Annotated in this window: 16 protein-coding genes; 9 read left to right on the plus strand and 7 right to left on the minus strand. The window is 60.6% G+C overall.

Annotation, left to right across the window (positions count from 1 at the left end; genetic code table 11):
• The first annotated feature begins 104 nt into the window (after window positions 1-104).
• From rnd to NL116_RS07605, 3 genes are all read left to right on the plus strand, one after another.
• The gene (gene rnd / locus NL116_RS07595; protein ID WP_494376647.1) at window positions 105-1,238 is read left to right on the plus strand and encodes a ribonuclease D; all 1,134 of its coding nucleotides are present in this window, start codon (window positions 105-107) and stop codon (window positions 1,236-1,238) included.
• Window positions 1,235-1,528 carry a YcgL domain-containing protein gene (locus NL116_RS07600; protein ID WP_007898694.1) on the plus strand — a complete coding sequence of 98 codons (294 nt, stop codon included), beginning with the start codon at window positions 1,235-1,237 and terminating at the stop codon, window positions 1,526-1,528. Before rnd ends, NL116_RS07600 begins: the two co-directional genes overlap by 4 nt.
• A gap of 121 nt (window positions 1,529-1,649) precedes the next feature.
• Window positions 1,650-2,582, plus strand: coding sequence for a D-2-hydroxyacid dehydrogenase (locus tag NL116_RS07605; protein WP_494376648.1), 933 nt, complete (start codon window positions 1,650-1,652; stop codon window positions 2,580-2,582).
• Between the two features lie 79 nt (window positions 2,583-2,661).
• On the opposite strand, the gene NL116_RS07610 is transcribed toward NL116_RS07605, so the two are convergent.
• Entirely contained in the window at window positions 2,662-3,255 is a 594-nt protein-coding gene (locus tag NL116_RS07610) for a nitroreductase family protein (protein WP_494376649.1), read from the minus strand.
• A gap of 165 nt (window positions 3,256-3,420) precedes the next feature.
• Between NL116_RS07610 and NL116_RS07615 the strand changes: the two genes are divergently transcribed.
• Window positions 3,421-3,870 carry a YcgN family cysteine cluster protein gene (locus tag NL116_RS07615; RefSeq protein ID WP_494376650.1) on the plus strand — a complete coding sequence of 150 codons (450 nt, stop codon included), beginning with the start codon at window positions 3,421-3,423 and terminating at the stop codon, window positions 3,868-3,870.
• 35 nt (window positions 3,871-3,905) lie between these two features.
• Window positions 3,906-5,135: a hypothetical protein gene (locus NL116_RS07620; protein ID WP_494376651.1), complete on the plus strand. Its 1,230-nt coding sequence runs from the start codon at window positions 3,906-3,908 to the stop codon at window positions 5,133-5,135.
• Window positions 5,136-5,237: 102 nt separating this feature from the next.
• Here NL116_RS07620 and NL116_RS07625 read toward each other — a convergent pair whose 3' ends face one another.
• The 4 genes from NL116_RS07625 to NL116_RS07640 form a co-directional block, all read right to left on the minus strand.
• On the minus strand, window positions 5,238-5,615 hold the full coding sequence (locus NL116_RS07625) for a YgaP family membrane protein (protein WP_494376652.1): 378 nt from the start codon (window positions 5,613-5,615) through the stop codon (window positions 5,238-5,240).
• A gap of 91 nt (window positions 5,616-5,706) precedes the next feature.
• On the minus strand, window positions 5,707-6,177 hold the full coding sequence (locus NL116_RS07630; protein ID WP_008153126.1) for an RNA methyltransferase: 471 nt from the start codon (window positions 6,175-6,177) through the stop codon (window positions 5,707-5,709).
• Between the two features lie 210 nt (window positions 6,178-6,387).
• On the minus strand, window positions 6,388-6,759 hold the full coding sequence (locus tag NL116_RS07635; protein ID WP_007898702.1) for a YajD family HNH nuclease: 372 nt from the start codon (window positions 6,757-6,759) through the stop codon (window positions 6,388-6,390).
• A 49-nt stretch (window positions 6,760-6,808) separates the two neighbouring features.
• A complete protein-coding gene (locus NL116_RS07640) occupies window positions 6,809-7,495 on the minus strand; it encodes a spermidine synthase (RefSeq protein ID WP_494376653.1) in 687 nt (228 codons plus the stop codon).
• 95 nt (window positions 7,496-7,590) lie between these two features.
• Here NL116_RS07640 and NL116_RS07645 point away from each other — a divergent pair, with 95 nt between their 5' ends.
• Window positions 7,591-7,881, plus strand: a complete 291-nt coding sequence (locus tag NL116_RS07645) for a hypothetical protein (RefSeq protein ID WP_494376654.1) — start codon at window positions 7,591-7,593, stop codon at window positions 7,879-7,881.
• Here NL116_RS07645 and NL116_RS07650 read toward each other — a convergent pair.
• A complete protein-coding gene (locus tag NL116_RS07650) occupies window positions 7,878-8,351 on the minus strand; it encodes a cyclic nucleotide-binding domain-containing protein (protein WP_140665865.1) in 474 nt (157 codons plus the stop codon). The two genes, NL116_RS07645 and NL116_RS07650, sit on opposite strands and share 4 nt — an antisense overlap.
• A gap of 215 nt (window positions 8,352-8,566) precedes the next feature.
• A complete protein-coding gene (locus NL116_RS07655) occupies window positions 8,567-10,621 on the minus strand; it encodes a S9 family peptidase (protein ID WP_494376655.1) in 2,055 nt (684 codons plus the stop codon).
• A 306-nt stretch (window positions 10,622-10,927) separates the two neighbouring features.
• Here NL116_RS07655 and NL116_RS07660 point away from each other — a divergent pair, with 306 nt between their 5' ends.
• The 3 genes from NL116_RS07660 to NL116_RS07670 are packed head-to-tail and all read left to right on the plus strand — an operon-like array spanning window position 10,928 to window position 12,790.
• Window positions 10,928-11,425, plus strand: a complete 498-nt coding sequence (locus NL116_RS07660; protein WP_494376656.1) for an MFS transporter — start codon at window positions 10,928-10,930, stop codon at window positions 11,423-11,425.
• Between the two features lie 33 nt (window positions 11,426-11,458).
• On the plus strand, window positions 11,459-12,235 hold the full coding sequence (locus tag NL116_RS07665) for a class II glutamine amidotransferase (RefSeq protein ID WP_494376657.1): 777 nt from the start codon (window positions 11,459-11,461) through the stop codon (window positions 12,233-12,235).
• A 12-nt stretch (window positions 12,236-12,247) separates the two neighbouring features.
• Window positions 12,248-12,790: a DUF2937 family protein gene (locus NL116_RS07670; RefSeq protein ID WP_494376658.1), complete on the plus strand. Its 543-nt coding sequence runs from the start codon at window positions 12,248-12,250 to the stop codon at window positions 12,788-12,790.
• The last annotated feature ends 44 nt before the right edge of the window (window positions 12,791-12,834 follow it).

A 12,834-nucleotide genomic window follows, 5' to 3' on the forward strand; every position in this document is an offset into this window, starting at 1 on the left:
TTCTTGCTGTCGGGCAGGTCTTTTCGCTAAAGCTCTTGTTGAGTGATGCGCGGAAATCGCCGGGGGCGATATATACTGCGCGCCATTCTTCAAGGGAGAGCCGTGTGGCCATCGATATTCACTGGATTCGCGACAACGATAGCCTCGGTCAGTTTTGCGCCGAGTGGCAGCAGCTGCCATTCGTTGCCCTCGACACCGAATTCATGCGGGTCGACACCTTTTACCCGATTGCAGGCCTGCTGCAGATCGGTGATGGCGTACGCGCTTACCTGATAGATCCGCTGACCATCGACAACTGGCAGCCCCTGGCCGCGTTGCTGGAAAACCCGGCGGTGGTCAAAGTCGTCCATGCGTGCAGCGAAGACCTCGAAGTCCTGTTGCGCCTGACCGGCAGCCTGCCGGCGCCGCTGTTCGACACGCAACTGGCGGCTGCCTACCTGAACCTGGGTTTCTCCATGGGCTACTCGCGATTGGTGCAAGAGGTGCTCGGTATCGACCTGCCCAAAGGCGAAACCCGTTCCGACTGGTTGCAACGTCCGCTATCGGACACCCAGATCAGCTACGCCGCCGAAGATGCCTTGCACTTGGCGGAAGTTTTCGTACAGCTTCGTCCGAAGCTGTCTGAAGACAAATACAACTGGGTCCTGGATGACGGCGCCGAGTTGGTAGCCAACCTGCGCCGCGAGGTCGACCCGTACGAGGTCTACCGCGAGGCCAAGCTGGCCTGGAAGCTGTCCCGCGCCCAACTCGCCGTGTTGCGTGAACTGTGCGCCTGGCGTGAGCGCGAGGCCCGTGCCCGTGATCTGCCGCGCAACCGCATTGTCCGTGAGCACTCCCTGTGGCCGCTGGCGCGGACTCAGCCGGACAACCTTGGCGCGCTGGCGAAAATCGAAGACATGCACCCGCGCACTGTGCGTCAGGATGGCGAGTTTCTGCTGGATCTGATCAAGCGCGCAGGCAGTGTGTCGCCCGATCAATGGCCGCCCGCCGTGCCCGAGCCGCTACCGGTGGATGCTGCCGTGCTGGTCAAACAGCTGCGCGCCATTGGTCAGGCCGAAGCCGAACGCTTGAACATCGCGCCGGAGCTGATGCTGCGCAAGAAAACCCTGGAAGCGCTGCTCAAGAGCGGCTTCCCCAATGGTCCTTATCAATTGCCTGATTCGCTGCGTGGCTGGCGCCGCGAATTGATGGGCCAGGCGTTGCTCGACAGCCTGGCCACCGCCGGAGAACAGCCTTGAAACGTATTTGCTCGATCTACCGAAGCCTGAAGAAAAACGAGATGTACCTCTATGTGCTCAAAAGCGATGCACTGGAGCGCGTACCGGAATCATTGATGGCCGCCTTCGGCAAACCGCACCACGCCTTCGATCTGGTGCTGACCCCCGAACGCAAACTGTCGCGCGAGGACATCACGGTGGTCCTGGAAAACCTCGAAAAGCAGGGCTACCACCTGCAAATGCCACCGGCCGAAGACGAATACATCGAACACTTGCCGGAAGAATTGCTGCGCCGCAACGACCCGATGTAAGCGGCAGACAGGCTCTGTTCAGAGTCGGTGTGAAACACTGGAATGATTTTTGGCGATGACCGCGACGAGGGAGCCGTACTCACTCGGTGGTCGTCTGCACGGTTTTTGAAAGGTTTGAAACATGCGCGTTCTGATTGCTGAACACGACCACCCGGTGTATGCACAATTGTTGCGTCAGGCGGCGCCTGAGCTGGAAGTGCTCACCAGTGGCGACTCCGCTGAACTGGCACGTCTGGCAGCTGATTGCCCGGTCTGGCTGGGTCAACCGGATTTGCTGGCCACCCTGTTGCGTCAGGGCCATGAGCCGCAATGGCTGCAGTCGACTTGGGCGGGTATCACGCCGCTGCTCGCCGATGGCTTGCCACGTCACTATCGCCTGACCCGTGCGGTCGGCATTTTCGGTCAGGTCATGGCCGAATACGTGCTGACCTACATGCTCGGACACGAACGCGAAGTGCTGGCGCGCCTGGTCAGCCAGGTCGAGCGCAAATGGGACAGCCGCCATGGCCAAAGCCTGGCGGGTCGCAAAGTATTGATCGTCGGCACCGGTGATATCGGCCAGACGGTGGCGAAATTTCTGCTGCCGTTTGGCGTCGAACTGTACGGCATCGCCAGCGAAGCTCGCGAGCAGGCACCGTTTGTCGAAGTCGGTGCGCTGGCGGACCTGCCGCGTCTGGTCGGCGAGGTGGATTACGTGATCAACCTGCTGCCCAACACCCCGAACACCCACGATCTGTACGACGCGGCACTGTTCAAGCAGTTCAAGCCGACCGGCTTGTTCATCAACGTCGGTCGTGGCGTGGCGGTGGTCGACGCCGACCTGGTCGAAGCTCTGAAAGAAGGGCATCTGGCGGGCGCGGTGATTGATGTCTGCCGTCAGGAACCGCTGCCGCAACGTCATCCGTTCTGGACCGCCTGGGGCTTGCTGCTGACCGGCCACAGCTCGGCACCGACCTCGCCGTCGATGATGGTGAATTTGTTTGTCGAGAATCTGCGGGCGTATGAAGCGGGCGAAGCGTTGCGCGGGGAAGTGGATTTCGAACGCGGTTACTGAGCCCCACCGCTCACTCGAATGGTTTGCAAAAAAGCTGTGGGAGCGAGCAAGCTCGCTCCCACATGGGTTCTGGTGTTGCTTAAAGGGTGAAGTCGCCTTCAGCGGCCAGTTCGCTCAACGGGCGACGCGGGCTTGGCTCTTCACGCGCTTGCAGGTAATCCGCCAGCGTCGCTTTATCCCCCAGTTTGCCCACCGCCACCGCCGCGTGCAGGGCATAACCCTCGGGAATATTCAGCTCTTTGCGGGTCAGATCCTGATCGAAACCGGCCATGCCATGGGTGTGCCAACCGCTAAGGCTGGCTTGCAACGCCAGGTGCCCCCACGCCGAACCCGTGTCGAAGGTGTGCCACAGCGCCGGGGTTTCTTCGGTCGCGCCTGGTGCGACGAAGGTGGTTTTCGAAATCACGATCACCAGCGCCGAGGCGTGTTGTGCCCAGCTGCGGTTGAATTCGTTCAGCAGCCCCAGGTAGCGCTCCCAGTTTGGCGTGTCGCGACGCGCGTAGAGAAACCGCCAAGGCTGCGAGTTATAGGCCGACGGCGCCCAGCGGGCAGCTTCGAAGAAACTCAGCAGGGTTTCTTCAGGAATCGCTTCGCCGGTGAACGCCCGGGGCGACCAGCGATCGGTGAATTGTGGGTGGATGGCATAGTCGGCAACGCGTGGATTGGCACTCATCGAGAGTTTCCTTGCTACGTTTGAAGTGAGGGAGCGACGCAAAACCCTACTGGGCGGCGCAAAAACTGACAAGTCCGTTCTACCGGCAGTCGCCAATGCTTGGCCCGCAAGGGCCTTGGCACTAGACTGGCGGCCTTTTCACCACCTGATGTTGATGCTTGAGCCATGGCCGCCAAAGTCGAACCGTTCTGGATACGCAAAACCCTCGATCAACTCGATCAAGAGGAATGGGAGTCGCTGTGCGACGGCTGTGGCCTGTGCTGCCTGCAAAAACTCGAGGATGAAGACGACAACAGCGTCTATTACACGCGCATCGCCTGCAAGCTTCTGGACCTGAAAACCTGCCAGTGCACCGATTATCCCAACCGGCGTGATTTCGTTCCGGACTGCATCCAGCTCACGCCGGGCAAGGCCGACGCGTTCAAGTGGCTGCCACCGACCTGCGGCTATCGCCTGGTCAGTGAAGGCAAGGACCTGCCGCTCTGGCACCATCTGGTGTGCGGTGACCGTGATGCGGTGCACCACCAACGGATTTCACAATCCGGTCGCATGCTTGCCGAAGGCAGCGTGCCTGAAGATGATTGGGAAGATCACCTGATATTCCGCGCAGGTTGAATGGCTGACAGATTTAGCGTCACGAGGGAGTGTGTATGGCTGTGGGATGGCGGCTGGGATTGGCGGTTGGGCTTCTGGTCCTGAGTTCTTCCGTGTGGGCAGCGAAGAAAGTCGATCTGGATTATCACGTGCGCCTGTTACCGCAAAATGATCAGGTGGAAGTTCGCCTGACGCTGTCACAGGGTTCGGCGGTGCGCAGCCTGGATTTTGACCTGGGCGACGGCAGCCACTACAGCGACTTCAAGGCCGACGGCCAATGGCAACTTACGCCGGGCCAATCGACGCGGGGCGTCTGGCATCCCGCCGCCGACAAGGCCAGCCTGACCTATCGCGTGCGCATCAGCCATGGGCGCAAAAACGGCAGCTTCGACACGCGTATGACGCCAGCCTGGGCGCTGATGCGCGGTGACGATTTGGTGCCTGCTGCCAAACTCGACCAGGAGGACGGTATCGAGCTGGTTTCGCGCCTGGAGTTCGAATTGCCGACCGGTTGGAAAAGCGTCGAAACCGCTTGGCCGCGAATCGGCAAAAACAAATTCCGCATCGACAACGTTTCCCGGCTGTTCGACCGACCCACCGGCTGGATGCTCGCCGGTCATCTTGGCAGTCGTCGCACGCGGTTGGGGGAAACCGAAGTCACTGTTGCTTCGCCTCAGGGACAAGGCATGCGCCGCATGGACGTGCTGACGCTGTTGACCTTTGTCTGGCCGCAAGTCCAGACCGTGTTCCCGCGTCATCCGGGCAAGCTGCTGATAGTCGGCGCCAATGACCCGATGTGGCGCGGCAGCCTGGCTGCGCACGACTCGATCTACTTGAACACGCGCCTGCCGCTGGTGAGCGAAAGCGGCAGCAGCGCGCTGTTGCGTGAACTGGCGCAGGTGTTCGCACGGATCAACGATCAACCGCGCAGCGAATGGATCAGCGAAGGGTTTGCCGAGTACTACGCCATCGAACTGGTGCGCCGTGCCGGTGGCATGAGTGATGAACGGTATGAAAGCTTGCACGCCAAGCTGGTCAAGGACAGCCAGCAGGTCACGACCGTGCGTGGCGACCAGATCAGTCCGGCGCAGGTGTCGAAAGCGGTGGTGTTGTTACAGGAACTGGATCGCGAGATCCGCTTGAAGACGCGTAACAAGCGTTCACTGGATGATGTGTTGCGCGGGGCGATGCATCTGGAGAAAGTCGATACCAAGGTATTTGTTCAACTCGCCGAGAGCGTCATAGGCGAGCCCTCTAAAGTGCTTGATACCGAGTTGCTTCAGTGACACCGCCATCGCGAGCAGGCTCACTCCTGCAGTCCACCGCAAATCAACGGTGGGAGTGAGCCTGCTCGCGATGAGGCCCTAAGCCCCACTTCATCTCTGGGATCAAACCCCAGTCTTCGGCGACTTCAACGAATCATTCCCTGTCACCGTAGCCGTGTTGGTCGCCGCCTCGGCATTCGCCTTCAACGTGCGCAATTCTTCCCCGGCCCGCTCAATCTTCGCCCGCACGTTGTCCATGTCCTGGCGGCTCTTCTCGATCATGCTTTTGACCGAACTGTGCCCGGTAATCCCGCGCGCCAGCGCCACCCCGCCGATCGCCACTTGAATCAAGCCGAGAATCCCGCCGCGCCGCAGGCCTTTGCCCATCATCACCACGCCACCGGCCACGGAACCGGCGCGCTCCCAACCGTGAACGTTGTGCTCGGAGCGGGTCTGGAACGGGGTGGATTCGATGCGTTCTACGCGTTTGAGTTCGCTCATGATTGTTCTCCTGGCAGGAAGGGCTGCGTCATCGTGGATAGTTAAGCTGACTGCCGAGGCGGGCGGCTTGTTCCATTGGATATGCGTCGAATCAGCGAAATTTCGCCCCGGAACGGGTGTTGAGCCCTTTGGACATGCGGTCGTAGAGCACGACGTTGACGGTGGCCGCCAGGTTCATGCAACCGGTGGTCGGGATGTAGACCACGTCTTCGCACCAGTCGCGAATCTCTTTATCCAGCGAGCCGTCTTCCGGGCCGAAGATGTAGAGGGCGCGATCGGGGTGGGTGTATTCCGGCAGAGAGCGCGCACCTTCGACCAGTTCCACGGCGACCGGAACGCAACCCAGTGGCAGGATTTTTTTCAGGTCGTCGATGCCGATCAGCGGGATGTCATAGTGGACACGCTTGGTGTCGGTGACAAAGTCGGCGGCGCGTTCATAACGCTTGCCAGTGTAGAACACGGACGCCACGCCATAGCAGCCGGCGGCGCGCATGACCGAACCGACGTTTTCCGGTGATTTGGGGTTATACAAACCAATGCAGCTGTACCGTTTGTCTGCCACGAGCGGGGTGCCTTCGGGGAAAAAACGGCGATTATACGGGGATTGGGGGAGGGGTGTTCAGTTTGAGATTGGTGGTGTCCGGACGATTGTCTTCGCGAGCAAGCCCGCTCCCACAGGGGATCTAGGGTGCACACAAATATTATGTCCACAGAAGATCCCTTGTGGGAGCGAGCTTGCTCGCGAAGGGGCCGGGTCAGGCACTGAAGATCTTCAGTCTTCTTTTTTCATCAACCCAGCCAACGCCGCAAACGGGTTATGCGTCGCCTTGGCGATTTTCGGCGTGCTCAGCGAGCCTTCGTCAAAATACTGCTGATCGGTATACCGCGAGTGTTCATTGTCGTGGCAGTACAGGCACAACAGTTCCCAGTTAGAGCCGTCTTGCGGGTTGTTGTCGTGGTTGTGATCGCGGTGGTGCACGGTCAGTTCGCTCAGGCGCTTGCCGGAAAACTCACGGGCGCAGCGGCCGCACACGTGCGGGTACATCTTCAGGGCTTTGTCGCGGTAGCCCATTTCTTTGTCGCGCTGGTTGTCGGCGAGGATACGGTCCAGCTTCGAAGTGTTGGTCGGGGTGGACGAACTCATGGGTTCACCTTTGTAAAAAGACTAATGACGGTTATGACGTGAGTTTAGCTCAGCCCTTGAGCTTCTCGGCAATCCAGATGGTGTGGCGCGTGCCCTTGTTGCCGTGGGCGAAGACCTGGACTTCCTCGGCCTTGAAACCGGCCTTCTTCAATTTGTCGGAAAACTGCTTGTCGGCGCTGGCCGACCACACCGCCAGCACGCCTTTTGGCCGCAGGGCCTTGGCGCAGGCATTCAGGCCGCCGGCGGAGTAGAGCCAGCTGTTGGCTCTCTGGGTGAGGCCTTCGGGGCCGTTGTCGACGTCGAGCATGATCGCGTCGAAGCCTTGGGGCTCGGCTTGCAGGACTTTGGCGACGTCCTCCATGCGGATCACGGTGCGCGGGTCCTGCAGCGGATTGCCGGCTTTCTCGCCCAGCGGGCCGCGGTTCCATTCCACCACGCCGGGCACCAGTTCGGCGACCACCACTTCGGCGGTCTTGCCCAAATGCTTGAGCGCCGAGGCGAGGGTGAAACCCATGCCCAAGCCGCCGATCAGCACCCGCGAATTCGGCCGGCCCGCCACTTTGCGGCACGGAATCTCGGCCAATGCATCCTCGGAGCCGTGCATGCGGGTGTTCATCAGTTGTCCGCCGTCGCCACCCTGGATCTTGATGACGAAATCCTCACCGTATTCGAACAGGCACAGGGCACCGCCGTTTTCAGGGATAGGGGCAGTGTCGAGCAGAACGAAACGTTTCATGGGGCTCTCTTGAGAAGGATTGGCATAAACGGTGAAAGCAAACGGACGCCGTTGGGAGTAGCCTGAAAGTGACAACAAGGCCAACGGAGCCATTGATGAAGCGCACTATTCTAACGGCCATTGCTCTGGCCGCGCTCTCGATTACTGCTGTACAAGCGCAACAGTTGCAATCCATTCCCGTCAGCCCCGCACCCATGCCGGGTTCGCCCGGCACCGCGACGCCGACGCCGTACCCGCAAATCACCGCGCCGTCGTTGCCAAGAACCGGCCCTGGCAGTGGTGGTCCGCCATTGGTGCCGATTGAAATGCCCAGCCCGCCAACCAAGGACCAGCCCGTGCCGGGGATCGAGCAAAACCCGTCGAAAGCCAAGTCGCCGGGCGGTTAAACCTGCTGCGAAAGCAGTTGCCCGTCGGCCATGCGCAAGCGTTTGGAAAGGGAAACGGCGAGGGCGCGAATGATCTTGGCGGCGATTTTCGGCGCGTCATTGATCATCTTTTCCAGGGAGTCCTTGCCCAGGTTCAGCAACTGACAGTTGCTCGCGGCCACGCAACTGGCTGAGCGTCGTTCGCCATCCAGCACCGCCATCTCGCCGAACGAGCGACCGCTGCGCAACGTGGCCATGGTCACCAGTTGCCCGTCACCGTTGGTTTTTTGTACCGCGACCTGGCCGGTGTGGATGATGCACATGAAGCTGCCGGCATCGCCCTCGTGGAAAATCTCCTCGCCCTGCGCCACGGTGCTGATGCTGAAGTAACCCGAGGCCGCCGCGAAGTCGGCGGGCAGCAATTGGTCGAACAGGCCGCAGTCCATCAGCCAATCGCGAATTTCGTTGTTCAGTAAGGTCGGTTCTGACATGTCGTCACGGTCTTTTTCTTGTGTCTGTTGCTGGTCAAGGTCCTGAGCTCACCGCTATTCCTTGCGGGAGCGAGCTTGCTCGCGATGAGGCCATCACATTCAACATCAATGTTGAATGACACACCGCTATCGCGAGCAAGCTCGCTCCCACAGGGGGTAGGTGTTGTGCCGGGCCCACGGTCTGGTCTTAAGACCGGAACGCCGCGCCAAGTTCCTCAGGCGATCCGCAAAACCTTGAACAAAAATGCGTATTCGAGCGCTACGTCACGCAATCCCTGATAACGACCGCTCATCCCGCCATGCCCGGCACCCAGTTCGGTCTTGAGCAGAAGGGTGTTGCTGTCGGTTTTGGTCGCGCGCAATTTTGCCACCCACTTGGCCGCTTCCCAGTACTGCACACGGCTGTCGTTGTAGCCGGCAATCACCAGGGTCGCCGGATAGGCTTGCGCAGTGACGTTTTCGTACGGGGCGTAGGCCTTGATCCGATCATAAACGTCCGGCTCCTGCGGATTGCCCCATTCGTCGTATTCCGTGACAGTCAGCGGCAGGTCCGGATCGAGCATGGTGTTGAGCACGTCGACGAACGGCACTTCGGCAATCGCCGCGCCGAACAATTCCGGTCGCTGATTGAGTACCGCGCCAATCAGCAAACCACCGGCACTGCCGCCGCTGATCGCCAGTTGCGGCGCGGTGGTGAAGCCGTTGGCAATCAAATGTTCAGCGCAGGCAATAAAGTCGCTGAAGGTGTTGTGCTTGTGTTCCTGCTTGCCGGCGCGATACCAGGCTTCGCCCAATTCGCCGCCGCCGCGCACGTGCGCGATGGCGAAGGCCATGCCGCGATCCAACAGGCTGAGGCGGGCGTGGGAGAACCACGGGTCGAGGCTTTCGCCGTAGGCGCCGTAGCCGTAGAGATACAACGGCACGGGTTGGCCCAGGTGTTCGCGTTTGACCACCAGACTGATCGGCACTTGTGTGCCGTCCGGCGCGGTGGCCCACAGGCGCTGACTGACGTAGGCATCGGCGTCGAACGGGCCGAGCACGGGGGTTTCCTTGAGCACTTTCTGTTCGCCGTTGCTCAGGTCGAGCTGGCGGATTTGCGCCGGACGGTTCAGGGCTTCGTAGCGCAGGCGGATCCTGTCGCTGACGAACTCCAGGCTGTTCTGGACGTGCAGGCTGTAGGCCGCATCCGGTAATTGCACGCGATAAGGCGCCAGGTCTTGTGGGTGGACTTCGATGATTGGCAAGCCGCCTTCGCGCAGGCTCAGGGTCATGGCGCCGGTGTTGAGGCTCATGCCCTCGATCATCACGCTGTCGCTGTGGGGGATCAGGTTTTGCCAATCGGCTTCGCTTGGCGCCACGCCGGTATCGATGGCGCTGTACAGGGCAAAGTTGATGCCGTCGCGATTGGTACGGATGAACCAGGCCCATTGGCCGTCGAGGGCGCCGTGGTCGACGTCGTATTCATGGTCTTCGACCCGTGGCGCCAGGCAGGTGAAGGCCTGATGCGGCAGGGCGGCGTCAAGCGCCCAGACTTCACTGGTGGTCTTGCTGCCCAGGGACAGCAGCAGTTGCAGTTCGGAGCTTGAGCGGTAGCAATGCAGAAAGAAGCGTCCATCCGGTTCATGGAACACTTCTTCGGCGGCTGTACCGTCCAGTCGATAGCGGAACAGTTTGTGCGGACGATGAGTGTCGTCCAGTTCGCCGAAAAACAGGGTCAGGCTGTCATTGGCCCAGGTCATGCTGCCGTCACAGTCCTGGAATTCCAGCTCGCTGACGCGGCCGTCGGACAGCTCCTTCACGAACAGCGTGTAAATCTCATCGCCGGTGGAGTCGACGCTGTAGGCCAGACGCTGGTGGTCGGGGCTGATGCTGAACGCGCCCAGGGAAAAGAAGCCGCCGTTGGCCAGTTCGTTCGGGTCCAGCAGCAACTGTTCCTGGCTTTCGTCGAGCTGCAAGCTGTCATCGAGCGGACGCGGGCAGCGATAGTGCCGGGCGTATTCGTCACCGGCGGTGGTCCGCGTGTAATACAGGTACGGGCCCCAGGGGGAGGGCAGCGACAGGTCGGTCTCGAGAATACGGCCCTTGATCTCTTCGAACAGGGTTTCGCGCAGGCCGGCCTGATCAGCGGTCAGCGCCTCTTGATAGCTGTTTTCAGCCTTGAGGTAGTCGAGCACGGCGTCGGTGTCGCGCTCCTGCAGCCAGGCATACGGGTCATCGCCTTCGGCCTTGAGGGCAATCGGTGCAGCGGAAACGTTGGCGGATAAGGGCATGGATGGCTCTCGTGGAATGTACGAAATAGGAACGCTCGCAACCTCTGGAGTCGGTCTTGTGTGGCGAGGGGCTTGTCGGAACGCCGCATCGCCCCGTTCGGCTGCGAAGCAGACGTAATTCAGACACTGCAGTGTTGACTAAATACCGCATTGACTGATTTTAGGGCCGCTTTGCGACCCAACGGGGGCAAGCCCCCTCGCCACACAAGCTCGCTCCCACAGGTTGGGTGCCTTGACCTGCTGGTATTGGGGCAAGCCTGATGGGCGAAAAGTCGTTACTATAAGCGCCTCTTTGCCTGCCTTGCCATGGACACCATGACCGAGAACGACTATCTGATCGCTTGGGGCTTCTACGCCTTTGCCGCTTTTGGCTGCCTGTTGGTGTGGATGCGCTTGACCCGCTGGATGTGGCGCTGGCTACGCGAGCCGCTGCGGCTGCTGGTGGCTGTCTTGCTATTCAGCCCGACCATCATCGATCCAGTGAAGGATAAAGTCGCGCCGGCCATCGCCATCACGGCGCTCGACCTGTTGTTCAAGGTCGGCAACAACGCCTGGCGGGCGATTTCCGATCTGTTGATGTACGGCATGATCGCCTTCGGTCTTTATCTGGTCATGGTTGTGATCCGCTTCCCTATCGAGCGCGCATCCAACGCTCGCAAGGAACAGGCCGCCGCCGCCAAGGCCGCGGCCAAAGCCGAAGACCCGGACGATGATCATCCTTTTGGCGGTGCCGGCGATGATCGTTACGGTCGCCCACCGGTGCCGAGCAATCCGCAACGATTGCGCGTCGAGCCGCGTTTATAACCTTGCCCCTGCCTTTTCATCGAGAATCCGAGCATGTGTGAGTTATTGGGCATGAGCGCCAATGTGCCGACCGATATCGTGTTCAGCTTCACCGGGCTGATGCAGCGGGGCGGCCGTACCGGGCCGCACCGTGATGGCTGGGGAATCGCGTTCTATGAAGGGCGCGGTCTTCGGTTGTTTCAGGACCCCGCCGCCAGCTCCGAGTCTGAAGTCGCGAACCTGGTGCAGCGCTATCCGATCAAAAGTGAAGTGGTGATCGGGCACATCCGCCAGGCCAATGTCGGCAAGGTCTGCCTGTCCAACACCCACCCGTTCGTACGTGAACTGTGGGGGCGCAACTGGTGTTTCGCTCACAACGGGCAACTCGCGGACTTTCAACCGGCCGCCAGTTTTTACCGCCCGGTCGGCGATACCGACAGCGAGGCGGCGTTCTGCGACTTGCTCAATCGCATACGCACCGCGTTCCCGGAGCCGGTCGAGGTTGAAAAGCTGCTGCCAGACCTGGTGGCGGCTTGCGCCGAATACCGGAGCAAAGGCGTGTTCAACTGCCTGCTCAGTGACGGCGACTGGCTGTTCTGCTATTGCTCGACCAAATTGGCCCAGATCACCCGTCGGGCGCCATTCGGTCCGGCGCGCTTGAAGGATGTCGATGTGATCGTCGACTTCCAGGCCGAAACCACGCCCAACGACGTGGTGACGGTGATTGCCACCGAACCCCTGACCGAAAACGAAACCTGGACCCGTTACGAACCGGGCCAATGGAGCCTCTGGCGACGCGGCGAATGCGTCAGTCAGGGCAAGACCGAATAAGGATCTCCCCCGATGTTGCTCAGTTATCTACGGCTGGTGTTGTTTGCGGCGGGCCTGTTGATCGGTGTCCAGGTGCCGGGTTTTATCAATGATTACGCGAAGCGGGTCGAAGCACACCTGATTGAGGCGCAGACCGGTTTGAGCGGTTTTCAGGGCACGGCCAACGAGTTTTTCAAGGGTGACATGCAGGCGCTGGTCGCCCATTACCGCGCCAGCGAAGACCCAATCTTTCGCAGCGATGCCGACAGCCTGAGCAACCTGCTGACCCGCCAACTGGCGTTGGACAAGCAATTCCATGCCATGCAAGGCCCGTGGTACATCCGCTTCCTGCAAGTGGTACTGGCCGCCGACCCGGACATCCGCAAGGAAACCTGGAATGGCTACAGCTACCAGATCCTGCTGACACCGGAAGCGATGATCTGGGGCATGAGCGGCGCCATGCTGCTGTCGTTCGGCATCGAATGCCTGTTCCGCTTGATCGACTGGGTGGTGCTGGGCGGCAAACGCCTGCGCCAGAGTCGGCCGATTGAAGACCGGGATGTTCGAGGCCTGTAACCCTGTAGCCGGTTTGCCGGCGATTGCCGCGACAGGTATGTCTG

This window comes from Pseudomonas sp. FBCC-B1667 (assembly GCF_059133255.1).